The organism is Halobaculum sp. P14, assembly GCF_051195155.1.
GTDB lineage: Archaea > Halobacteriota > Halobacteria > Halobacteriales > Haloferacaceae > JBNTKA01.
Genome location: NZ_JBNTKB010000001.1, coordinates 642424 through 664706, shown reverse-complemented (window position 1 = coordinate 664706; position 22283 = coordinate 642424). Strand labels below are relative to the sequence as shown.

General features: G+C 70.7%; 21 protein-coding genes and 1 tRNA gene. 15 read left to right on the top strand and 7 right to left on the bottom strand.

Annotated features, from left to right (window positions below; all coding sequences use genetic code 11):
- The first annotated feature begins 38 nt into the window (after positions 1-38).
- From ACQUS7_RS03400 to ACQUS7_RS03390, 3 genes are all read left to right on the top strand, one after another.
- On the top strand, positions 39-947 hold the full coding sequence (locus ACQUS7_RS03400) for a DUF368 domain-containing protein (protein WP_435145238.1): 909 nt from the start codon (positions 39-41) through the stop codon (positions 945-947).
- A gap of 105 nt (positions 948-1052) precedes the next feature.
- Positions 1053-1472, top strand: a complete 420-nt coding sequence (locus tag ACQUS7_RS03395; protein WP_435127679.1) for a DUF371 domain-containing protein — start codon at positions 1053-1055, stop codon at positions 1470-1472.
- Positions 1473-1568: 96 nt separating this feature from the next.
- Positions 1569-2450, top strand: a complete 882-nt coding sequence (locus ACQUS7_RS03390; RefSeq protein ID WP_435144601.1) for an endonuclease III domain-containing protein — start codon at positions 1569-1571, stop codon at positions 2448-2450.
- A gap of 56 nt (positions 2451-2506) precedes the next feature.
- On the opposite strand, the gene ACQUS7_RS03385 is transcribed toward ACQUS7_RS03390, so the two are convergent.
- Entirely contained in the window at positions 2507-2938 is a 432-nt protein-coding gene (locus tag ACQUS7_RS03385) for a DUF7332 family protein (RefSeq protein WP_435127683.1), read from the bottom strand.
- Between the two features lie 130 nt (positions 2939-3068).
- Positions 3069-4994 carry a beta-CASP ribonuclease aCPSF1 gene (locus ACQUS7_RS03380; RefSeq protein WP_435127685.1) on the bottom strand — a complete coding sequence of 642 codons (1926 nt, stop codon included), beginning with the start codon at positions 4992-4994 and terminating at the stop codon, positions 3069-3071.
- A gap of 206 nt (positions 4995-5200) precedes the next feature.
- On the opposite strand from ACQUS7_RS03380, the gene ACQUS7_RS03375 reads away from it, so the two are divergent.
- The 7 genes from ACQUS7_RS03375 to ACQUS7_RS03345 all read left to right on the top strand — a co-directional run bounded on the left by ACQUS7_RS03375 (position 5201) and on the right by ACQUS7_RS03345 (position 15284).
- Positions 5201-5698 carry a hypothetical protein gene (locus ACQUS7_RS03375; RefSeq protein ID WP_435144597.1) on the top strand — a complete coding sequence of 166 codons (498 nt, stop codon included), beginning with the start codon at positions 5201-5203 and terminating at the stop codon, positions 5696-5698.
- A gap of 435 nt (positions 5699-6133) precedes the next feature.
- Positions 6134-6592 (top strand): 8-oxo-dGTP diphosphatase, encoded by a 459-nt coding sequence (locus ACQUS7_RS03370; protein ID WP_435127689.1) that lies wholly within the window; start codon positions 6134-6136, stop codon positions 6590-6592.
- 205 nt (positions 6593-6797) lie between these two features.
- Positions 6798-7280: a hypothetical protein gene (locus ACQUS7_RS03365; RefSeq protein WP_435144594.1), complete on the top strand. Its 483-nt coding sequence runs from the start codon at positions 6798-6800 to the stop codon at positions 7278-7280.
- A 170-nt stretch (positions 7281-7450) separates the two neighbouring features.
- Entirely contained in the window at positions 7451-8938 is a 1488-nt protein-coding gene (proS, locus tag ACQUS7_RS03360) for a proline--tRNA ligase (protein WP_435144591.1), read from the top strand.
- Between the two features lie 228 nt (positions 8939-9166).
- Positions 9167-13738: a glutamate synthase large subunit gene (gltB, locus tag ACQUS7_RS03355; RefSeq protein WP_435144588.1), complete on the top strand. Its 4572-nt coding sequence runs from the start codon at positions 9167-9169 to the stop codon at positions 13736-13738.
- An 88-nt stretch (positions 13739-13826) separates the two neighbouring features.
- Entirely contained in the window at positions 13827-14768 is a 942-nt protein-coding gene (gene mch, locus ACQUS7_RS03350) for a methenyltetrahydromethanopterin cyclohydrolase (RefSeq protein WP_435127697.1), read from the top strand.
- 3 nt (positions 14769-14771) lie between these two features.
- Positions 14772-15284 carry a hypothetical protein gene (locus ACQUS7_RS03345; RefSeq protein WP_435144585.1) on the top strand — a complete coding sequence of 171 codons (513 nt, stop codon included), beginning with the start codon at positions 14772-14774 and terminating at the stop codon, positions 15282-15284.
- A gap of 43 nt (positions 15285-15327) precedes the next feature.
- Here ACQUS7_RS03345 and ACQUS7_RS03340 read toward each other — a convergent pair whose 3' ends face one another.
- Complete coding sequence (locus ACQUS7_RS03340) at positions 15328-16959, bottom strand: GTPBP1 family GTP-binding protein (RefSeq protein ID WP_435144582.1); 1632 nt, start codon at positions 16957-16959, stop codon at positions 15328-15330.
- Positions 16960-17197: 238 nt separating this feature from the next.
- Here ACQUS7_RS03340 and ACQUS7_RS03335 point away from each other — a divergent pair, with 238 nt between their 5' ends.
- Positions 17198-17413: a hypothetical protein gene (locus tag ACQUS7_RS03335; protein WP_435127705.1), complete on the top strand. Its 216-nt coding sequence runs from the start codon at positions 17198-17200 to the stop codon at positions 17411-17413.
- Between the two features lie 64 nt (positions 17414-17477).
- Here ACQUS7_RS03335 and ACQUS7_RS03330 read toward each other — a convergent pair whose 3' ends face one another.
- Positions 17478-18014, bottom strand: a complete 537-nt coding sequence (locus tag ACQUS7_RS03330) for a J domain-containing protein (protein ID WP_435144578.1) — start codon at positions 18012-18014, stop codon at positions 17478-17480.
- 140 nt (positions 18015-18154) lie between these two features.
- Between ACQUS7_RS03330 and ACQUS7_RS03325 the strand changes: the two genes are divergently transcribed.
- A complete protein-coding gene (locus ACQUS7_RS03325) occupies positions 18155-18328 on the top strand; it encodes a zinc finger HIT domain-containing protein (RefSeq protein WP_435144576.1) in 174 nt (57 codons plus the stop codon).
- Between the two features lie 12 nt (positions 18329-18340).
- Here the strand turns inward: ACQUS7_RS03325 and pyrF are convergent, their stop codons facing one another.
- Positions 18341-19153 (bottom strand): orotidine-5'-phosphate decarboxylase, encoded by an 813-nt coding sequence (pyrF, locus tag ACQUS7_RS03320; protein WP_435144574.1) that lies wholly within the window; start codon positions 19151-19153, stop codon positions 18341-18343.
- 100 nt (positions 19154-19253) lie between these two features.
- On the opposite strand from pyrF, the gene ACQUS7_RS03315 reads away from it, so the two are divergent.
- On the top strand, positions 19254-20150 hold the full coding sequence (locus tag ACQUS7_RS03315) for a bile acid:sodium symporter family protein (protein ID WP_435144571.1): 897 nt from the start codon (positions 19254-19256) through the stop codon (positions 20148-20150).
- A 60-nt stretch (positions 20151-20210) separates the two neighbouring features.
- Here the strand turns inward: ACQUS7_RS03315 and ACQUS7_RS03310 are convergent, their stop codons facing one another.
- On the bottom strand, positions 20211-20570 hold the full coding sequence (locus tag ACQUS7_RS03310; RefSeq protein WP_435127714.1) for a thiamine-binding protein: 360 nt from the start codon (positions 20568-20570) through the stop codon (positions 20211-20213).
- Positions 20571-20690: 120 nt separating this feature from the next.
- Between ACQUS7_RS03310 and ACQUS7_RS03305 the strand changes: the two genes are divergently transcribed.
- Entirely contained in the window at positions 20691-21080 is a 390-nt protein-coding gene (locus ACQUS7_RS03305) for a hypothetical protein (protein ID WP_435144568.1), read from the top strand.
- 54 nt (positions 21081-21134) lie between these two features.
- On the opposite strand, the gene ACQUS7_RS03300 is transcribed toward ACQUS7_RS03305, so the two are convergent.
- Positions 21135-21205 (bottom strand) — tRNA-Gly (locus tag ACQUS7_RS03300).
- A gap of 244 nt (positions 21206-21449) precedes the next feature.
- On the opposite strand from ACQUS7_RS03300, the gene ACQUS7_RS03295 reads away from it, so the two are divergent.
- Positions 21450-22280, top strand: a complete 831-nt coding sequence (locus ACQUS7_RS03295; protein WP_435127718.1) for a putative RNA uridine N3 methyltransferase — start codon at positions 21450-21452, stop codon at positions 22278-22280.
- Positions 22281-22283 lie beyond the last annotated feature (3 nt).

Genomic DNA, 22283 nt, shown 5'->3' with positions numbered 1-22283 from the left:
GGCCGTCTCGGCTCGGCATCTACCTCAGGGGCGTCTGCATGGGGACCGCCGACGCCGTCCCGGGCGTGTCGGGCGGCACCATCGCGCTGCTCACCGGCATCTACGACCGGCTGATAGCGGCGATTACGTCCGTGACGCCGGGCGTGGCTCGCAGAGCGCTCGCCGCGCTCGTCGGCGTCGTGACGCGCCGCGGCGACGGGGTCGCAGAGCTGCGGTCCGTGCTCCGCGACGTCGACGCCGCGTTCCTCGTGGCGCTCGGCGCCGGCATCGCAACCGCGATCCTCACGGTGACGCGGCTCCTCCACGTCGCGCTCGAAACCGCGCCGGTGGCGACGTACGGCTTCTTCTTCGGGCTCATCGCCGCCTCCGCGGTCGCGCTCCGCGGCCAGTTCCGCGTCGACACGGCGGGCCGGGTCGGCGCCGCGGTCGCGGGGTTCCTCGTCGCGTTTCTCGCGTCCGGGCACGCGGAGGCTGCGCTCGGCGCGACGCCGCTGACCACGTTCCTCGCCGGCGTCGTCGCCGTGAGCGCCATGATTCTGCCCGGCATCTCCGGGTCGCTGATGCTCGTGCTGCTCGGGCAGTACGACCGGATGAGCGGCGCGCTGTCCGCGTTCGTCGACGCGGTGTTCGCGCTCGCGTCCGGCGGCGACGTCGCCGCCGTCGTCGCCGCGGCGGTGCCGGTCGTCGTGTTCTGTCTCGGCGGCGTCGTCGGCCTGCTCACGGTCGCCCACGCGGTCCGGCGGGCGCTCGCGGTGTACCGCCGCGCCACGATGACGTTCCTCGTCGCGCTCGTCGTCGGCGCGCTCCGCGCCCCGGTCGTCGAGGCGGCGTCGGAGACCGGCGGCTGGACGACGGGCGCAGTCGGCGGATTCGTCGGCCTCGCCGTCGTCGGCGCCGCCGCGGTGTTCGCGCTGGACTACGCGGCCGGCGGCATCGACGTGGAGTGACTTCGGCCGGTCGTCGACGAGCGCTGGAGTGGGAGTTGGAGCGGGAGTGAAAGCCGGAGCGACGACCCGCGACCGTTTTCAGGGTCGGCGCCCGAGTCCGCGCTGATGTACGAGGAAGTCGTCCGGGCGTCGGGCCACGAACACGTCACGGCCGAACACGCCAGCACGTTCGAGCTCACCAGCGACGACTGGCTCACCCCGGCCGGCGACTGCATCGTCGCCGTCGACGCCGACCGCGTCCCCGCCGACTTCGACGCCGACTTCGTCGCCGCCTGCCAGTCACGCGACGCCGACGTCACCGCCGAGTTCGAGGCGGCCGGCGTCACCGACACCGTCACCGGCCGCGGCGACCCGGCGCTGACGTTCGACGGCGACCGCAGCATGGTCGGCCGCACCAGCGACTACGTCGACGACCGAACCGTTATGGTCGGCGCCGACGCGGCCGCGGCCGACCTGAACCGGAAACTGGTCACGGCGCTCGAACGCGGCGCGCCGCTCACCTTCACGCTCCGCGTCGACCCCTGAGCCTCCACCGCTCGCTGCCGCGCGTTCGGTGCCGAGTGTCGGGCTGCAATCTTCCCCGACGGTTCTTGTCGGAGCCGACCGAACCGCTGCACACAGATGCCTGCCGACGAGCCAGCGGAGAACATCAGCGGCGGCGACGGCGGCGGCGGCGCGTTCGCGGCGTTCGACGCCGGCGACGCCGAGACCCGCGCGGAAGCCGTCGTCGACGTCCTCGGCGAACTGTACTGGCGGAAGGCGTACGGCGGCCAGGACGCCTTCGAGTGCCTGGTCCGGACGGTGCTGTCACAGAACACGTCCGACAAGGCGAGCCAGCCGGCCCACGACGCCCTGATGGCACGGTACGGCGCCGGCGACGACGATACCGACGCTGGGGGCGACGATGACGGCGCCGGCGACGCCGGTGCCGACGAAGATGACGCCGACCTCGCCGCGGCGCTCGCCGCAGCCGACCGCGACGAACTCGCGGACACCATCTCCTCGGCCGGCCTCTACAACCAGAAGTCGAAGACCATCGTCGCGCTCGCCGACCGCGTCGTCGACGAGTACGGCGGCGCCGACGGCTTCGACGAGTTCGTCCGCAGCGGCGACCCCGACGAGGTCCGCGAGACGATGCTCGACATGAACGGCGTCGGCCCGAAGACCGCAGACTGCGTGCTGCTGTTCGCCGGCGGCCGCGGCGGCGTCTTCCCGGTCGACACGCACGTCCACCGCATCAGCCGCCGCATCGGCCTCGCGCCGCCGGACGCCGACCACGAAGCGGTCCGCGAACACCTCGAAGCCGCCGTCCCCGCCGAGAAATGCGGGTTCGGCCACACCGCCATGATTCAGTTCGGGCGGGAGTACTGCTCCGCGCGGACGCCCGCGTGCCTCGACGGCCCCGACGCCTGCCCGATGGCCGACCGCTGTGACCGCGTCGGCGTCGACGCGGCCAGCGGCGACGTCGTCGACCCCGCGGACGCTGACGCGGCGGCCGACTGACGCACCGGTGCGAGCCTCGCTGGCGCCGCCGACACCGCCGGCGCGCCGGGGTTCGCTCAGTTCACGGAGCACTCGGCTTCCGGGACGCCCTCGACCGGGGCCTCGGACTGCTCGTACGTCGTCTCGCCGGGTGCGGCCGCGAGCATCGGCAGCGACAGCGTGTAGTCGAACGCCAGTCCGAACCGCGAGAACGGGTCCGAGAGGAACGCCGCGGGGTCGTCGCCGACGCCGGCGAACACGACGCCGGTGCGGAGCGTGATGATTCGGTACTCGCCGGTCGACCCGACCGCCGACACGCCGAACGCGCCGCCTTCGAACAGGTTCGTGAACAGCGACGTGTACAGCGTGAGGTCGATGGTCGGCCCCTCCGTCCCGACCTTCAGGTCCTTCCCGGTGCCGAAGCAGTCCTCCGGGGCGGCCGCGGCGCCGCCGACCGGCGCGGTCAGCAGCAAGAGACAGCAGGCGGCGACGAGTGCGCGGCGAGTCACACCGGAACTGCGCGAACCGCCGACAAAAAGCTACCCGCACCGGTATCGGACGCGATAACGGTTCGCGCACACCGACGCGGAAGCGGAGCGGTCCGTGGCTGCTGTTCGTGGCTGCGGTCGGCAGCGCGGCCTACTTGAACCGGAACGTTTCGAGGTTCTTCGGCGCGAACGTCCGCATGTTGTAGTCGTGGTACAGCGACGACGACAGGTCCTGGACGCTGCGTTCGTCGCCGTGGACGCACAGCACCTTCTCGGGCCGCGGATTCATCGTCTTCACGAAGTTCTCCAGCCCCTGCCGGTCGGCGTGCCCCGAGAAGCCGTCGACCGTCTCGACGTCCATGTGCAGCGAAATCTGCGACGTCCGGCCCGAGTCGCGCGGGTCCTGCACCGGAATCTCGTCCCAGCCGTTCTGGATGCGGCGGCCGAGCGTCCCCTGCGCCTGGTAGCCGACGAAGGTGAGCGTCGACTCCTCTTCGGTGCCGAGGTGACGGAGCCACGACATGATGGGGCCGCCGGTCACCATCCCGGACGTGGTCAGGACGATGCAGGGGCCGCCGTCGGCGACCTCCTGCCGCTCGTCCTCGCCGCCGTCGATGTGGTTGAACTCGTCGGCGAGGAACGGGTTCTCGTCCTCGTGGAAGATGCGGTCGCGGAGGTCGTCGCGGAGGTACTCGGGGTAGGTCGTGTGGATGGCGGTCGCCTCCCAGATCATCCCGTCGAGGTGGACCGGCATCTCCGGAATCTTCCCGGAGCGCATCGCCTCCTCGATGACCAGCATCATCTCCTGTGACCGGCCGACGGCGAACGCCGGAATCAGGACCTTCCCGCCGCGGTCGTGTGTCTCGTTGATGACCTCGATGAGCTTCTCCTCGGAGTCCTCCTGGTCGGTCTGGTAGTCGTTCCGGCCGCCGTACGTCGACTCCAGCACCAGCGTCTCCACGCGCGGGAAGTCGTTGACGGCGCCGTTGAACAGCCGCGTGTCGTCGTAGTGGATGTCGCCGCTGAACGCGACGTTGTACAGGCCGTCGCCGATGTGGAAGTGCGAGACCGCGGAGCCGAGAATGTGGCCGGCGTTGTGGAACGTCAGCTTCACGTCCGGCGCGATGTCCGTGACGTCGCCGTACTCCAGCGGAATCGTGTGCTTGATGGCTTCACGGACCTGCGCGGAGTCGTACGGCGGCGTCCGCCCCTCCTTCGAGGCGACGTCGAGGTAGTCGAGCGTCAGCAGCCCCATCAGGTCCCGCGTCGGCTCCGTCGTGTAAATCGGGCCGTCGTAGCCGTACTTGAACAGCAGCGGAATCAGCGCGGAGTGGTCGAGGTGGGCGTGCGTCAGGACGACCGCGTCGAGGTTCTGCGCGCCCGCGCCGAGCGCCTCCGGCACCTGCAGGTACGGCACCTCGCCTTCGGCGCCGGGCTTGTCGCCGCAGTCGATGAGGATGCGGGTCTCGGCGGTGTTCAGGACGAACGCGGCGCGGCCGACCTCGCGGCAGCAGCCGAGCGTCGTGATGCGGACCCACTGCTCGTCGGCCATCTCCTCGCGGTGGATGGTGCGGCCGACGCGTTCGAGGATGTCGCGGCGCTCCTCGCGCTCCTGTTTCAGGAAGTTCCGGACGTTCGACACCGTCGACGACTCGATGGGCGGCGTCCGGACGACCTCCGGCGTCCACCCGACCTCCTGGGTGATTTCGCGGAGCGTGGAGCCGTGCCGGCCGATGACCATCCCGGGCTTTTCGGCTTCGATGATGACTTCGCCGGTGTCCTCGTGGAAGTCGAGGTCGGTGACGCCGGCGTCGTCCGGGATGACGTCCATGATGCGCTCTTCGGCCTCCCGCGGCTTCGAGAGCACGTCCGGGTGCGGCCGGACCGTGATGCGCTTGCGGAGTTTCGACGCGAGCCGCCGGACCAGGTCTCCGTTCTGGGCGAACTCCTTCGGGTGCCGGGTGTAGATGACCAGCTCCGGCCCCTCGTATTTCACGTCCGTGACGGAGATGTCGTCCGGAATCTCTGATTCGATCTGTGCCTTCGTCTCCTCGAGTTGCGTATCGACTTGGCTCATAGCTGCGAGAATATTGCGGGCGACGCGCCACTACCGGCTGCGGCGACGCCGTCGGTCTGACTGTCAGTGGAAGAGTGCATGATACGGGACGCTCCGTTCGATGTTCTCCCTCGATGGGCGACGGAAAACCCGCTTGGTTCACAGTATCCCGCCGGGTTATAAAAGCCTTCGCAAACTGGAAGCCGGAGCGCTCACACGGCACTGACGTGCGACTCACGCCCGCCACCGTCCGCGCAGAACGCGACCGCCTCCGCGAGCACGCCGACGTCGTCGTCCCGGTCATCAACGACACCCGGGACCGACTCGGCGACCTGTTCGACACCGACGTCGACCGCGTCACCAACTCGCAGTACCGACGCGAGGTCGACGCCGTCTTCGCCGACGGCGACCGCGCCGTCAACGTCGCCGCGCTCGCCGGACTGCTCCGCGACCTCGACGTCGCCGGCGACTACCCCGGCTTCGTCGTCGACGAACTGCTCGGCCGCCGCCTCGCCGCCACCATCGCCGGCGGCCAGCCGCTCGCGCTCCTCGCGGAAGCCACGTTCCACGTCGCCGACACGCAGGTCCACGGCACCGACGGCGTCGACGCCGCCGGCGCGGACGACCTCGACGCCGCGCTCGCCGCCGGCTTCCAGACCCGGCTCCCCGGCTGGAACTGGACAGAGGGCGACAGCCCGTTCAGCGTCGACCCGACGACGGAGTGAATCCTCGGGCTGGATGGCGAGACGGAACCACTTAGCGGTGGTGCGCGGCGGCCGCGCGGAGCGCGGCCGCTCGTGCGAGGGACGAGCACCGGAGCGACTGAGCGGAGCGAAGGAGCGAGGAGCACAGGAGGCTGGGGAGGGTGTGGCTGCGGTGCGGTCGCGGTAGGTGGGACTGAAAGGGGCCGCGACGGTCGGCGCTGGCGCGACTGTCAAGCACTGCAGCCGTAGGCGAGGAGCGCAGCAGTCGCACCGAGCCGAGCGTCGCGGGGGCTTTCGCGGCCGTCTCTGTGTAGTCCAGCTGTCCAGCAGTTCAGCAGTTCAGCAGTCCAGCTGTCCAGTAGTCCAGCGGTCCATCACGACGGCCGCCATCGGCGAACGAACGGCGGACCGGGCGACATCGTTTACTCACGCCCCGCCAACACTGATGCGAGACGGATGCGAGACGCGACGCTGTGCCACCTCGTGACGCCGGCGGACGAGACGCTGCTCATTCACAAGAAACGCGGCGTCGGCAGCGGCCAGTACGTCGGCCCCGGCGGCAAGGTCGAACCGGGCGAGTCGCCGCGGGAGTGCGTCGTCCGCGAGGTCCGCGAAGAGGTCGGCATCGACGTGCTGAACCCGGAGAAAGCGGGCGAGTTCGCCTACTTCAGCGACGACTGGGACGCGCGGGTGCACGTCTACCGCGCGACCGACTACGACGGCGAGCCGACCGAGACCGACGAGGCCGTCCCGGCGTGGTTCCCGGTGGACGACCTGCCGCTGGAGTCGATGTGGCCGACGGACCGCGAGTGGCTCCCGACGGTGCTCGACGGCGGCAGTTTCCGCGGCCGGTTCGTCTACCACGCCGGCGGCCCGCGCGTCGTCGAAGTGGAGACCGGCGTCGACCTCGACTGACGCTGTTCGACTGACGCTGTCCGACCGCCGGCTGGTCGCGAACCACGGCGACGACGGCGGCTGTTCCGCGCGGTGCGGTCGACACCTCCCGTCCCTCGAACGGTGTTCCTCCTGTTCGCGCCGCAAGCTGTGGGCGGACGACGGCGGACGACCCACTGTGCGCTCGACGGTTCCAGCCCGCGTCGTTCTCGCGGTGTTTCTGGTGGTGAGTGGCCGCGCCGGACTCCCGCCGACGGACGCCCCCGAGACGGGGAGCGACGTCCGGGCCGAGGTGACGAGTGACCACGACCGCGCGTCCGTCGTCACCGTCGGAGTCGCGCCCGCCGGTCACGCCGGACTGACGGTCGAATTCGTCAACGGAACCGTCACGGAGTACCCCGACGCCGCGTCCATCGAGGACCTTCCGGAGTCGGTGGTGCCCCGGGTCGTCTCGCTCCGGCCGAGCGGCGAGTCCGTCCAGACCCGCATCTACCGCTGGGACGGGCCGCAGGGGGCGACTGCGACGTTCTCGAACGTCTCGCGTAACGCCACCGTGTTCTACTCCATCGCGTACCCGACCGGGGACGAGCCGATGCGGACGCTCGGCCGACTGACGTGCGGGCCGGACGCCGAGCTGACGACCGTCGAACTCCGAATCAACGCCGGCGGAGACCTGTTCGCGTCGAACACGTGTTCTCAGCCGTCCTGACGGGGACTCGGCCGTCGTCGGTCATCACTCCGGGTCGCGCCTGCGGCGCGTCGCGGTACGACTCGGTTCCGAGCCGGCTCCGTCCCGGTTCGATACAGTCGGGTGTCGCGTCCGCGCTCGCTGCGACCGAAACGCGCCGAGTTTAAGCCCGCGGTCCGACACCACCGAGTATGAGCGACGACGACGGCGACGCCGAGCAGGAACTCGGCGTCACGAAATCGAAGGAGTACGAGACCGGCGAGTGGTACGCCGAGGTCGTCCAGAAGGCCGGGCTGGCGAACTACGGCCCCGAGGGGATGTCCGGGTTCATCGTGACGCGGCCGCGCGGCTACGCGCTGTGGGAGCGCGTCCAGTCCGCGCTCGACGCGAAGTTCAAGGACACCGGCGTCCAGAACGCCTACTTCCCGATGTTCATCCCGGAGTCGTACCTCGAAGCCGAGAAGGACATCGTGGAGGGGTTCGACCCGGAGGTCGCCTGGGTCACCCACGGCGGCCACGAGGAGCTCGAAGAGCGGCTCGCCGTCCGGCCGACCTCCGAGTCCATCATCACGCCGTACATCAGCCAGTGGGTCCGGAGCCACCGCGACCTGCCGCTCCGTGTGAACCAGTGGTGCTCCGTGGTGCGGTGGGAGGCCACCGAGACGAAGCCGTTCTTCCGGACCAAGGAGTTCCTCTGGCAGGAGGGCCACACCGCCCACGCCGACCGCGACGACGCCTGGGAGGAGACGATGCTGCGGCTCGACCAGTACGAGTCCGTCTACGAGGACGTCCTCGCCATCCCGGTGCTCCGCGGGCAGAAACCGGAACACGACAAGTTCCCCGGCGCCGACACCACCACGACGGTCGAGGCGCTGATGCCCGACGGCAAGTCCGTGCAGGGCGCGACCTCCCACCACCTCGGCACGTCGTTCGCGGAGGCGTTCGACATCACGTACAGCGACGAGGACGAGGAGGAGCAGCTCGCACACACCACCTCCTGGGGGTTCTCGTGGCGCGCGCTCGGCGCGCTCATCATGACCCACAGCGACGACCAGGGGCTCGTGCTCCCGCCGACCGTCGCGCCGACGCAGGTCGTCATCGTCCCCATCTGGCAGGCCGACACGAAAGCGGACGTCCTGGAGTACGCCGAGGGCATCCGCGACGACCTGGCGGACGCCGGCGTCCGCGTCGAACTGGACGACCGCGACACCCGCAACCCCGGATTCAAGTTCAACGAACACGAGCTGAACGGCGTCCCGGTCCGGTTCGAAATCGGGCCGCACGAGGAGGAGGACGGCGAGGTCACCGTGGTTCACCGGCCGGACGGCGAGCAGTCCACGGTCGACCGCGACGGCATCGTCGACGCCGCCCGGAGCCACCTCGACGAGGTGTTCGCGAAACTGTACGCCGACGCCGAGGAGACGCTGGAGGGCGAAGTCCGCGAGGCGTCCTCGCGGAACGAAATCCTGGGTACCATCGGCCAACACGGCGGCTACGTGAAGGCGCCGTGGTGCGGCGACGAGGACTGCGAGGCCGAAGTGAAAGACCAGCTCGCCGCCGAAATCGTGATGGTGCCGTTCGCCGACGAGGACGACCGCCGCGGCGACGACCACGACGACGACTGCGCCGTCTGCGGCGACCGCGCCACCCGAACCGCGTACTTCGCGAAGACGTACTGATTACGTGAATCAGTGGACGTTCGGCTACTGACTTCCCGTTCTGATTCTGTAGTTGCCATCTGAACAGGAATTCTGCGTTTCGTCTCGGGCTTTCTGAATATCGTCGACGTTCGCCGAGATTACTACTCGATTCCGCATACCGATTACCTATTAACCCCTTATATGACACTAACAGGCCCTTAACCCTTCAGGGACACGGCTTTATGCGGCTTCGCGAAACAGTGCCACATGACCGACCTAGACGCGACCGAGCGCACGTCGGCGGGTCTGGCGGACCCAGCCGACGACCGCTCGAACTGCGGCGTCGGCGCCGTCGTAGACCTCGACGGCGGCCGCTCGCACGACGTAGTACGTGACGCGCTCGACCTTCTCGAAAACCTCGAACACCGCGGCGCCACCGGCGCCGAACAGAACACCGGCGACGGCGCCGGCATCATGCTCGAACGACCCGACTCGTTCTTCGCGGACGAACTCCCCGACCTCCCCGACCGCTACGCCGTCGGCTCGCTGTTCCTCCCGACCGACGACGCGGTGCGCGCCGACGTCGAATCGCTGTTCGAACGGACGCTCGCCGACCACGACCTCGCCGTCGTCGACTGGCGCGACGTCCCGACCGACGCCGACGCCGCCGACCTCGGCGCCACCGCGCTCGACTCCGAACCGGTCGTCAGGCAGGCGTTCGTCACGCCGACCGCCGACGTCGACGACGAGGAGTTCGACCGACGGCTGTACGTCGCCCGCCGCGCCGTCGAATCCGCAGTCGAGGACGTCGACGGCGCCGGCCGGTTCTACGTCTGCTCGCTCGACCGCCAGCGCGTCGTCTACAAGGGCCTCCTGAAGGCCGACCAGCTCTCCACGTACTTCCCGGACCTCCGCGACGACCGGCTCGAATCCGGCGTCGCGCTCGTCCACGCCCGCTTCTCCACGAACACGCTCGGCGCGTGGCACCTCGCGCACCCGTACCGGAACGTCATCCACAACGGCGAGTTCAACACCATCCGCGGCAACGTCAACTGGATGCGCGCCCGCGAGGCCGACCTCGCCGGCGCCGGCTTCACCGACGACCAGCTCGACGCCGTCCGCCCCGTCATCTCCGACCCCGACCAGTCCGACACCGCCTCCGTCGACGAGACGCTCGACCTGCTGCTCAACGGCGGCCGCGAACTCCCGCACGCGCTCCGCATGATGATTCCGGAGGCGTACCGGAACGACGAGTCGATGGACGACGACCGCCGCGACTTCTACGACTTCCACGCGTCGCTCGTCGAGCCGTGGGACGGCCCGGCGCTCGTCGTCGGCTTCGACGGCGACCGCGTCGCCGGCGTCCTCGACCGCAACGGGCTCCGCCCGTGCCGATACGACGTCACCACCGACGACCGCCTCGTCATGGGCAGCGAGGTCGGCGCGCTCTACCACGACGCCGACGAGGTCGCAGAGCGCGGCCGACTCCGCCCCGGCGAGACGTTCGTCGTCGACCGCGAACAGGGCCGCGTCGTCCCCGACGACGAAGTGTTCGACGACCTCGTCGACGACCGCTACGGCGACTGGGTCGACGACCAGCAGCGCCACGTCGACGACGTCACGGACGCCGCGCCCGCCGCCGACACCGAACCCGCGGCCGACGACGCGGACGCCGTCGACCCCGACCCGCAGCTCCGCAGCAAGCAGGCCGCCTTCGGCTACACCACCGACCAGCTCAACCACCTCATCGAGCCGATGGCGCGCAACGGCAAGGACCCCGTCGGGTCGATGGGCGACGACGCGCCGCTGTCGGTGCTCTCGGAGTTCGACCGGCCGCTGTTCACGTACTTCAAGCAGCTGTTCGCGCAGGTGTCGAACCCGCCCATCGACTACATCCGCGAGGAGCTGGTGACGTCGATGGAGTCGCGGCTCGGCCCGCAGCGCAACCTCCTCGGCGAGTCCGCGGACCACGCCCGGCAGATCGTCTGCGACTCCCCGGTGCTCTCCGAGCCCGAGGCGGCCGCGCTCAGAGACCTCGACGCCGCCACCGACGACCTCGAATCCGCGGTCGTCGACGCGACGTTCGACCCCGACGACGACCTCGAAGCCGCCGTCGAAGCGGTCCGCGCCGACGCCGAACAGGCCGTCCGCGACGGCGCCGACGTCCTCGTCCTCTCTGACCGCCGCGCCGGCGACGACCGGCTGCACGTCCCGAGCCTGCTCGCCACCGCCGCCGTCCACCACCACCTCGTCCGCGAGGGCCTCCGCGCCCGCACCGGCCTCGTCGTCGAATCCGGCGACCCGCGTGAGGTGCACCACGTCGCCTGCCTCGTCGGCTACGGCGCCGGCGCCGTCTGCCCGTACCTCGCGTACGACACCGTCCGCGACGTCGTCGCCGGCCCCGACGGCGCCGACGAGGACGAGGCGCTCGCCGCCTACCGCGGCGCGCTCGAAGACGGCCTGCTGAAGACGATGGCGAAGATGGGCATCTCCACCGTCGAGTCCTACCAGGGCGCACAGGTGTTCGAGGCGGTCGGGCTCGACTCCGACCTCGTCCGCGAGTACTTCGAGGGCACCGAGATTCGGACGGAAGGCATCGGCCTCCCGCAGCTCGAAGCGGACCTCCGCGAACGCTACCGCGTCGGCTTCGGCGACGACCCCGAACTGGAGACGCAAGGCGAGTACGAACACCGCTCCTCCGGCGAGCACCACGGCTGGAACCCCCACTCCGTCAACGCGCTTCACTCCGCGGTCCGCGGCGACGACCGCGACGCGTGGGACGACTTCGCCGAGCAGGTGAACGACGAGGAGTCGCCGGCCGAACTCAGGAACCTCCTCGAACTCGACTCCGACTGCGACCCCGTCCCGGTCGACGAGGTCGAGCCGGTCGAAGACATCGTCACGCGGTTCTCCACGGCCGCGATGAGCCTCGGCAGCCTGTCGCCGGAGGCGCACGAGAACAACGCGAAGGCGATGAACAGCATCGGCGCGAAGTCCAACACCGGCGAGGGCGGCGAGCCGCCCGAACGGTTCGACACGGACGCCGAGTGCTCCGTCAAGCAGGTCGCCTCCGGCCGGTTCGGCGTCACCTCCGCGTACCTCGCCGCCGCCGACGAACTCCAGATCAAGATGGCGCAGGGCTCGAAGCCCGGCGAGGGCGGCCACCTCCCCGGGTCGAAGGTGAACGAGTACATCGCGCACGTCCGCTGTGCGACGCCCGGCGTCGGACTCATCTCGCCGCCGCCCCAGCACGACATCTACAGCATCGAGGACCTCAAACAGCTCATCTACGACCTGAAGGCCGCGAACCCGGACGCGGACGTCAACGTCAAACTGGTCTCCGAAGCCGGCATCGGCACCATCGCCGCCGGCGTCGCGAAGGCCGAAGCCGACGTCGTCCACATCTCCGGGCACTCCGGCGGCACCGGCGCGTCCCCGAAGACGTCCATCAAGAACGCCGGCCTGCCGTGGGAGCTCGGCCTCGCCGAGGCGAACCAGATGCTGCACGCCACCGGGCTCCGCGACCGCATCACGGTCTCCGTCGACGGCGGCCTCAAGACCGGCCGCGACGTCGCCGTCGCCGCGCTGCTCGGCGCCGAGGAGTTCAGCTTCGGCACCGCGTCGCTCGTCTCCTCCGGCTGCGTGATGGCGCGGCAGTGCCACCAGAACACGTGCCCGGTCGGCGTCGCCACCCAGCGCGACGACCTCCGCGACCGGTTCCCCGGCGAGCCGGAGCACGTCGTCAACTACATGGCGTTCATCGCCCAGGAGCTCCGCGAGTACATGGCGGAACTCGGCTTCCGCACCGTCGAGGAGATGGTCGGCGAAGTCGACTGCCTGACCCAGCGCGACAGCGACCACCCGAAGGCGAAACACCTCGACCTCTCGGAAATTCTGGCCGAGCCCGCCGGCGACGTCGCGAGCACCAAGGTCCGCGAGCAGGACCACGCCGACCTCGCGGCGGCGCTCGACTGGGACCTCATCGACGAACTCGGCGACGCCGTCGAGGAGGGCGCGCCGTCCGTGCTCTCCCGGACGCTCCGCAACACGAACCGCGCCGTCGGCGCCACCCTCTCGAACCGCGTCTCCACCGCCCACGGCGACGACGGCCTCCCGGCGGACACGATTCGGCTCGACTTCGACGGCGTCGCCGGCCAGTCGTTCGGCGCGTTCCTCGCACCCGGCGTCACCGCCCACCTGACCGGCGCCGCGAACGACTACGTCGGCAAGGGGCTCTCCGGCGGCACCGTCGCCGTCGAAACCCCGTCGGACGCCGCGTTCGACCCGGCGGAGAACATCCTCATCGGCAACGTCGCGCTGTACGGCGCCACCGACGGCGAAGCGTACGTCAACGGCGTCGCCGGCGAACGGTTCGCCGTCCGGAACTCCGGCGTGAAAGCCGTCGTCGAGGGCGTCGGCGACCACGGCTGTGAGTACATGACCGGCGGCGCCGTCGCCGTCCTCGGCGAGGTCGGACGGAACTTCGCGGCCGGGATGTCCGGCGGCGTCGCCTACGTCTACGACCCGCACGGCGAACTCGGCGGGAAGCTCAACGCCGGCATGGTGACCGCGAGCCGCGAACTCACCGACCGCGACGAAGCGATGCTCCGTCGACTCGTCGAGAACCACTACGCCCGCACCGGCAGCGACCGCGCGGCCGAACTGCTCGACGACTGGGAGGACGCGCTCTCCGCGTTCGTCCGCGTCATGCCGGACGCCTACGCGGACGTGCTGGAGGAGGGCCGCGGCGACGACGTCCGCGAGGACCTCCCGGACCGCCCCGACGACGCGGCCGTCGACGGCAGCTTCGGCACCAGCGTCGCCAGCGGCGACGACTGACCGCTCCGCGGCGCCGACGCTCGGCCGTCCCGTCGCCTCGCTGCATCCGACTACCCGACTTTTTAAGCGGTGACGGACAAGCCGAGGTATGGACAGCCTCAATCGGATGGCGGTGGAGCTCGTCGACGAGGCGCTGGACTTCGCCGACGAGCTGAACGTCGCCGGCTACGAACTCGATTCGGGCGCGACGGTGCTGGACTTCGGCGTCGACGCCGACGGCGGCCTGGAGGCCGGGCTGCTGCTCGCGGAGATTCAGACCGCCGGGCTCGCGACCATCCAGAGCCGGATGGACCGCGTCGCCGACGCGCCGGTGCCGTACGTCGAACTGACAACGGACCACCCGGGCGTCGCGCTGCTCTGCTCGCAGAAGGCGGGCTGGGAGCTCGACATGGACGGCTTCGACGGGCTCGGCTCCGGCCCGGCGCGCGCCATCGTCGGCGAGGAGGCCGAGTTCGAAGCCGTCGGCTACTACGACGAGTTCGACCTGACGGTGCTGTGCGTCGAGAGCCACGCGCTCCCCGGCGACGACGTCGCGGCGCACGTCGCCGACCGGACCGGCGTCAACGAGTCCGCCGTGTTCCTGCCGACGACGGCGCTCGGTTCGACGCCCGGAAGCGTCACGACCGCCGCTCGCGCCCCCGAACTCGCCGTGTTCCGGCTGTTCGAACTCGGCTACGACCCGACGGACGTCCTGTCGGTCGCCGGCACCGCGCCGGTCGCCCCGGTGAGCTACGACGAGACCGAGGCGATGGGCCGGACGAACGACGCGCTCGCGTACGGCGGCGAAGTCCACCTCACGGTCGCCGAGGACTTCGACCGGTTCGACGAGCTCCCGTCGACCGCCGCAGAGGAGTACGGCACGCCGTTCGCCGACATCTTCGCCGACGCCGACTACGACTTCTACGACCTCGACGAGTCGGTGTTCGCCCCCGCGAAAGTCACCGTCGACGTCGCCGACGGCCCGACGTACGCCTACGGCGAGACCCGCGAGGACCTGCTCGCGGAGTCGTTCGACTTCGTCACCGAGTAGGCGATGAAGTTCAAGCTCGTCCCGGAGCCGCCCGAAACCGCCGCGTTCGTCCGGGACGTCCAGGCCGCCGTGCCGCTCGTCCCGGGCAGCGAAGACGACTGCTGCGCCCGGCTGATGCGGCGCTGCGGCTTCGAGAGCCGCGACGTCGCCCGGACGTGGCTGACGTTCCTCCGCGCCGTCGACCTCGCCGAGGAGACGGACTCCGGCTTCCGCCGCCGCCGCGTCGACTCCGACGCCGACCACCTCCGAGCCGCGCTGCTCGCGGGCGTCTACGGCGCCGACGAGCTCGCCGCCGCGCTGCTCGCAGCCGACGACCCGCTCACCGCCGCCGACGCCTTCGACCGGTTCGCGGACCGCGTCCCCGAGTGGGAGCGCCACCGCCGCGACGACTGGGTGGCCGTCTGGCGCGACCGCGTCGCGCGGCTCCTCGGCTGGTTCGCCCTCCTCGACCTCGCCGACCGCACCGACGACGGCTACGTCGCCACCGACACGCTCCGCTCGGTCCACGGGCAGTAACGGCGAGCGGAGAATAACGGCGGTCGGCGGAGAAGCTCCGGCGTCAGTCGTCGGCGCCGGCGTAGCTGACGTCGGTGACGGTGCCGACGCCCTTGCTCTGGCCTTCGCGGAACACGAACCGCTGGCCCTCCTCGACGAGGTACGGCTGGAACTTGAACTCGATTTCCGTCTCGCCGGTGTCGCCGGGGAGCAGGCGGCCGCCGTCCGGGTGGAACACGCCGGCTTCGCTGATGGTTTCGAGGTGGACGACCGGCTCGTACCCCTCGCCGATGCGCGTCGGGTGGTTCAGCACCATCACCTCGGCGTCGAACGACCGGACCGGTTTCGGGTCCGCGTACCGCGGCAGCAGCGCCATCCCGCGGTGGATTTCGGACTCGCGGACGCCCTTCAGGGCGATGCCGACGATGCGGCCGGCGCGCGCCTTGTCGACGCGGTGGTAGTGCATCTCGATGCTGCGCGCCTCCACCTCGCGGAACGAGCCGTCCGGCATCGGGCCCAACAGCAGTTCGTCGCCCGCCTCGACCGCGCCCGAGCGGACGGTGCCGGAGGCGACGGCGCCGACGCCTTTCACGTCGTACGTCCGGTCGATGTACAGCCGGAAGTCGTCGTCCGTGGCGACCGACCGCTTCGGCAGCGTCTCGAACAGCCGGTCGAGGTCGCCGAGCCCCTGCCCGGACACCGCGGAGGTGAGCAGCACCGGGACGACGCCGTCGCCGACTTCGTCCGCGGCGGTGCCGACGCCGTGCCGGTCGGCGAGCAGCGGCGTCTGCCCGACGTCGCGCAGCATCGACTCGACCTCCCGTTCGACCTCGGCGACGCGGTCGTCTGGCACCGCGTCCACCTTCGTGACGGCGACGACCGTCGGCAGGTCCATCGCGAGCAGGATGCCGAGGTGTTCGCGCGTTGTCTTCGTCGGGCCGTCGTCGGCGGCGACCGCGAGCAGGCCGTAGTCGAGTTTCTGCCCGACGAGCCCTCGAATCGTGGTGCGGAGCCACGGCTCGTGGCCGACGGTGTCGACGAACGAGACGAGCCGGTCGGCCTCCTCGACGACGCGCGCCCGGTCGGACTTCCGGTTCGGGTTGTCCATCCGGACCGCGTCGCCGTCGGCGAACCCGTACACGCCGTAGCTCAGGTCCGCGGAGAGCCCGCGCTCCATCTCGTGCGGCTGGACGTCGAGGTACGACCGGGTGCCGCCCTCGCCGTCGTCGCTCTGCCCGGTGACGAGCGACCCGACGAGCGTCGACTTGCCGTGGTCGACGTGGCCGGCGGTGCCGACGACGATGTGCTCGTCGTCCGCCTCCAGCATCGCGCCCTCACGCACCGTCGCCAGCCCGACGAGCCCGGCGTCCTCCGCGGGGCCGTCGCCGGCGCTCCACGTCTCCACGTCGTGGATGTGCGCCTCCGCTTCCTCCGCGAGCAGCGACAGGACGTCCATCGTCTCGGAGAACGCGGCCGGCGAGATGCCGGCGACGCCGCCGTCGTCAGTGACGCCGACGACGTAGAGGGCTTCGCCGTCGCCGGAGAGGACGCGGTGGCGGAGCTGCGCCGCGAGGCTCTCCATCCGGCCGTCCGCGAGGTGGACGTCTCGCGAGAGCCGCGTCTTGAACTCGATGTGGCCGCCTTCCTGCTCGCCGCGCTCGATGGCCCGCTCCAGAGCGGCCCTGTCAGCGCTCATACTCCGCGATGAGTGCGGACCCTGTATAACCCTTTTCACGGACCGTGCTACCGAATGTCACGAAATGCGGCGGCCGTTCGCCGGCAACGACGACCGGCCAGACATCGACTCCCGCGTCGGTCTCGACGTTCCCTGTCCACCGAGACGCGACGGTCTGCGTCGGCGACGCGGCCCACTTACCCGGCGACCCCTGAGGGGCCGTGATTTTTGAGTGCCGAGAACGCGACGATCTCGGACGATGCCCTCCGTCGCGCTTCTCGCCGCCGGCGTCGTGCTGGTCGTCGCCGGCGGGTACGGCGCTCTCTACCCCCAGCGGCAGTACGAGATTCGGCAGTGGGGGCAGACGACCGACGACCCGGAGCTGAGCGAGGGCGGCAAGCTGCTGTGGCGACTGCTCGACGCGGCGTTGGTGCTCTTCGGCGTCGGGACGCTGTGGCTCGCGTTCACGGCGTAGGCGGCGCCGACCGACGGTCGATTCGCGGCTCCCCGCCGACGGACTCGGCACTGCCGGAGGAGCGCTACTCGGACTGGAGCGTCTCGTACGCCCGCGTCACCCGCTTGAACGACTCCTCGTCGCCGCCGGAGTCCGGGTGCGTCTCCTTGACGCGGTCGCGGTACGCCGACTTCACGTCCTCCTCGGACGCGCCCGGCGTCAGGCCGAGTTCGCGGTACGCCGCGGCCTCCGACAGCCCCGTCGACGCGGCGGTTCCCTGCGACGAACCACCGCGTCCGCCGCGACCGCTGCCGCGTCCGGCGCCGCGGGCGTCAGCGTGCGTCCGCTCGCCGGACACTCGCTGTCTGGCTTCCCTGCCGAACCGGGACTGCGAGCCGCGCGGCCCGTCGCCGGCGGCCGTCCGCCGCTGGCTCGCCTGGCGTCGCCGGGCGTCCGCCAGGAGCCGGCCGGACGCGTGGTACCACATGAAGTACGCCGACGCCGCGAACGGCGCGGCGAGGAACAGCAAGAACAGCGACCGCGCGAACGCCAGCACCGTCAGAACGACGGTGATACCGGCGAACACGGCTGCGAGTCCGAAGACGAGCGCGTCGCGGTCCACACCCCGATTCGGTGCGCCGTCACCGTAAACCCCTCGTCGCGACCCGGGCTGGGACGGCGAGTGCTGTCCGGTCGACGAGCGTCGCGCCGGTCCGCCAGCATCCTGAAGTCGGCTCGCCGCGAACGCCGACGGGACCCACGATGAGCATGACCGGCGTCTGTCAGATATGCGAAGCGGCGGAGGCGCGGTTCACCTGCGACAACTGCGGTGCGCTCGTCTGCGCGGACCACTACGACGAGCAGACGGGGTGCTGTGTCGAGTGCGCCCAGTCGATGCCCGGCGACGGCGGCCCCGGATTCAGCGTCGAGGACTGACCCGGCCGCCGGCTAGTCGCGGTGTCGGTTCAGCTGGTCGCGGAGCTGTTTCGCCGCCTGCCCCGCGGCCGCCGCGAACCGCTCGCCGGCGTCCTCGCCGGCGAAGATGATGCCGCGCGAGGAGTTCACGAGGCCGACGCCGTCCGCGAGACCGTACTCGACGGCCGCCTCGACGTCGCCGCCCTGCGCGCCGACGCCTGGCACGAGAAACGGGAGCTCCGGCACCTCATCGCGGAGCTCCTCCAGTTCCTCGGGCGCGGTGGCGCCGACCACGAGGCCGACGTTACCGTACTGGTTCCAGGTGTCCGCGAGCGCGGCGACGCGGCGGTACAGGGGCTCGCCGCTCGACAGTTCGAGGTCCTGCAGGTCTGCGCCGCCCGGATTCGACGTTCGGCACAGCACGAACACGCCCTTGTCCGACCGCGACAGGAACGGTTCGAGCGAGTCCCGGCCCATGTAGGGGTTCGCCGTGATGGCGTCGACGTCGTCGAGCAGTTCGGCGTACTTCCGCGCCGTGTTCCCGATGTCTGCGCGCTTGGCGTCCAGCAGCACCGGGACGTCCTTACCGTGGGCGTACGCGACGGTTTCGCGGAGGCTGCGCCAGCCGTCGGCGTCCTCGTAGAAGGCGGCGTTCGGCTTGTAGCAGGCGGCGTACTCGTGGGTGGCGTCGATGATGCGGCGGTTGAACGCCCACCGCGGCAGGTCCTTCTCGCGGAGGTGCTCCGGGAGCCGGTCGACGTCGGCGTCGAGGCCGACGGACACCACGGTGTCGTTCGCGTCGATGCGGTCGCGGAGCCGGGAGAAGAAGGCGTTGAACTCGGGCATGCTCGTCGGTGGGGCGGACGGGGACTAAGCCTTCCCGCTTCGCCGCCCGGCGGCCGCGGCGAGCGACAGCTACTCGGCGTCGGAGCCGACACGTCCGGCCGTGTTACGGCGGCTCCTCTCGCTGGTCGACGACTACCTGGTGCTCTGGGTCGCCCTCGCGGTCGCCGTCGGCGTGACGACGCCGCGGCTCGCCGCCGTCACGGCGTACTCGACGCCGATTCTCGCCGCGATGGTCGGCAGCGTCTCGCTGACGCTGTCGGTCGCGGACTTCCGCGAGGTCCCGACGCGGTCGCTCCGGCCGGCGCTCGTCGGGCACGCCGCGATGCCGCTCGTCGCGTTCGCTGTCGCCCGGCTCCTCGGGCTGTCGCCCGCGCTCACCGCCGGGTTCGTCGTGCTCGGCGGCGTGACGCCCGAACTGGTGACGCCGGTGATGACGGAACTCGCGGACGGCGACACGGCGCTCGCCTCCGCGGTGCTGGTGCTCGCCGGCGTCGGCAGCGTCGCGCTGCTCCCGGTCGCGGCGGCGCTGTTCGTCGGCGGCGTCGCCGTCGACTCCGCCAGAATCGTCGAGGAGCTGCTCGTCGCCGTGGTCGCGCCGATGCTGCTCGCGGTGGCCGTCAGGACGCGGTTCCCGGCCGCCGTCGGCCGCTACGACGACGACTACCCGGCGGTGGCGGCGCTGCTCGTCGTCGTCGTCATCGGCGGCGTCGCGGCCGCGAACGCCGACCTCCTGCGGTCGGCGGCCCTCCCGGTCGTCGCCGCCGGCGCGCTGACGCTCAACGTCGCCGGCTACGGCATCGGCTGGACGCTCGGCCGCGACCTCCCGGCGCCGCGACGGGTCGCGACGACGCTCTCGGTCGGGATGCGCGACTTCGCGGTCGCCGCCGCGCTCGTCGTCGCCGCGGGCTTCCCCGCCGCAGCGGCGCTCCCGGCGGTCGCCTTCGGCGTCGTCGAACTCGCGACGAGCGCCGCGCTCGCCCGCTACTGGAGTGACTGACGAGCGCCGGCCGCTCCGCCGAACGACCACGCGCCCGGTTTCTGCACTGCGACCCTGGGGCTACTCGTCCGGGTCGCTGCCGCGGTCCTGGTCGCGGTCTCGGTCGCGGTCGCGGTCCCGTTTCGCCGGCCGGCCGAGCTCTCGCTCCACCGACGCGACCTTGTCCGCCGCGCGCTGGTCGACGGCGCGCTTGTCGTCGATTTTCAGGAACGTCGAGACGCGGTCGCCGTCGACGGCCTCGTGAGCGGCGGTCGCCGCCGCCATCACTTCTGCGACGTCGTCGGCCTCGATGACGGTGCCCATCGGCGTCGTCTCGTAGCTCACGTCGAAGTCGTCGAGCGCCGCGACGGCCTTCGCGACCTCGCCGGCCATGCTGCCCTCGACGACCGGCGCAACGCTCAAGAACGCGATTACTGTCACGCGCGGCGCTACGCCTCCGGCGACCTAATGTGCTCCGCCGGCAGCCGAACCTCGTGCCCGGCCTCGCGCGCTCGCGGGCACACGGGAACTACTACACCTCCCGACCGCGTTGGAGGCGGTATGTACGTGAGCCACCCGGTTCGCCGGATGCGCGACGACCCCGACCCGGACGCGGACGTGACGCTCGTCGTCGAACTGGACGCGCTGGACGAGGCGTCGTTCCGCGCCGCGGTCGACGACGCCGGCGGCGACGTCGACGCCGAACTGCGCTTCGACTCCTACCGCGTCACGCTCCCCGAAACGGGGGTCGCCGACCTCTGCGCGCTCGACGGACTCGCCACGGTCGAAACGACGAACGCCGTCGGCTACGGCGGCGACGCCGGCGAGGACGTCGACGGAGATGACACCTTCGGCGGTGACCGCGGCGGCGACGACGAGAGGGAGGGTGCCCGCGACGGCGACAGCGACGGCGAAGAACCGACGGTCGACACGCAGAACCGAGACGGCTGAGTCGGCTGCGGACTGACGGCGCCGCGGCTCTTTCGGGCGTGAGTCCGAGAGAAGTGCGCTGGCTGGGATTTGAACCCAGGTTGTGACCATGGCAAGGTCACGTGATACCACTACACTACCAGCGCGTACCTGCATCCGCGTCCCGTCTCCGGGTTTCTCGCGGTGCGCATTCACAGCTAAGGAGAGGGTGATACATAAATCCGTCCTTCCTCCGGCGCCGTGTCACCGACTACCGCCGCCGAATCGCGGTACGGTGTGGCACGCGAAACCGCCGCGGACGGGTGTGTGAAGCCGTGTCTCCGCCGCCGGGGATTCAATACCCTTTTAGGTCGCGGCTGAGGTATGTGTGATACAGTCCGGTGAAGCGACATGGATGGCACGACACTCGACGTGCTCGTGCCGTCGTCGCTCGTCCGGGAGGCCGAGGACGGCCGCGAGGCCACGCGGAAACTCGGCTACGTCGCCCGTGCGGCGACGGTCTTCCGGGCGGACCGGTTGGTAGTCTTCCCAGACCGGGAAGGCGAACGCCGCAGAGGCGGCGAGTACGTCCGCACGCTGCTGGAGTACTGCGCGACTCCGTCGTACCTCCGAAGGGAGGTGTGGGGGAAACGCGAGGAACTCCGGCACGTCGGTGTGCTCCCGCCGATGCGGCCCGACACCTCCGGCCCAGACGGGTCGGAGCTGCGAGAAGGAATCGTGACCGAGGTCGGACCTGAAGGCCGCGTCCGGGTCAATTGCGGAATGCAACACCCGATCTCCCTGCACGCCCCTCCGGGAACGGAGGTCTCACAGGGAGAGCGCGTCACCGTCAGGGTCTCTTCGCGAGAACCCGTCCGTGCCCGCATCGTCTCGGCGCCCCCACCGGGGTTCCGGGTCGAGGGCATGGACATGAAGGACGCCCTCGCCCGCGCCGAACTGACGGTCGCCACGTCGCGACACGGACAGCCGCTGTCCGTCTCCGGCCTGGCTGACCTCCGCGGCCGCACGCGTGACACACACGTGGCGGTCGCGTTCGGCGCCCCGGGGCGCGGGCTTCCGGACATCCTCGGGGTCGACCCCGAGGAGGTTCCGGTCGACCCCGACGCCGACGGATCGGGGTTCGACCTCTGGCTGAATACGATTCCGCGACAGGGCAGCGAGGTCGTGCGCACCGAAGAAGCGGTGTTCGCCACGCTCTCGCCGCTCACGCTCACGGAGTAAGCC

Coding starts and splice junctions, on each gene's coding strand:
- ACQUS7_RS03400 (WP_435145238.1), top strand. CDS start 39: ATGGGGACCGCCGACGCCGTCCCGGGCGTGTCGGGCGGCACCATCGCG.
- ACQUS7_RS03395 (WP_435127679.1), top strand. CDS start 1,053: ATGTACGAGGAAGTCGTCCGGGCGTCGGGCCACGAACACGTCACGGCC.
- ACQUS7_RS03390 (WP_435144601.1), top strand. CDS start 1,569: ATGCCTGCCGACGAGCCAGCGGAGAACATCAGCGGCGGCGACGGCGGC.
- ACQUS7_RS03380 (WP_435127685.1), bottom strand. CDS start 4,994: ATGAGCCAAGTCGATACGCAACTCGAGGAGACGAAGGCACAGATCGAA.
- ACQUS7_RS03370 (WP_435127689.1), top strand. CDS start 6,134: ATGCGAGACGCGACGCTGTGCCACCTCGTGACGCCGGCGGACGAGACG.
- proS (WP_435144591.1), top strand. CDS start 7,451: ATGAGCGACGACGACGGCGACGCCGAGCAGGAACTCGGCGTCACGAAA.
- gltB (WP_435144588.1), top strand. CDS start 9,167: ATGACCGACCTAGACGCGACCGAGCGCACGTCGGCGGGTCTGGCGGAC.
- mch (WP_435127697.1), top strand. CDS start 13,827: ATGGACAGCCTCAATCGGATGGCGGTGGAGCTCGTCGACGAGGCGCTG.
- ACQUS7_RS03345 (WP_435144585.1), top strand. CDS start 14,772: ATGAAGTTCAAGCTCGTCCCGGAGCCGCCCGAAACCGCCGCGTTCGTC.
- ACQUS7_RS03340 (WP_435144582.1), bottom strand. CDS start 16,959: ATGAGCGCTGACAGGGCCGCTCTGGAGCGGGCCATCGAGCGCGGCGAG.
- ACQUS7_RS03335 (WP_435127705.1), top strand. CDS start 17,198: ATGCCCTCCGTCGCGCTTCTCGCCGCCGGCGTCGTGCTGGTCGTCGCC.
- ACQUS7_RS03325 (WP_435144576.1), top strand. CDS start 18,155: ATGAGCATGACCGGCGTCTGTCAGATATGCGAAGCGGCGGAGGCGCGG.
- pyrF (WP_435144574.1), bottom strand. CDS start 19,153: ATGCCCGAGTTCAACGCCTTCTTCTCCCGGCTCCGCGACCGCATCGAC.
- ACQUS7_RS03305 (WP_435144568.1), top strand. CDS start 20,691: ATGTACGTGAGCCACCCGGTTCGCCGGATGCGCGACGACCCCGACCCG.
- ACQUS7_RS03295 (WP_435127718.1), top strand. CDS start 21,450: ATGGATGGCACGACACTCGACGTGCTCGTGCCGTCGTCGCTCGTCCGG.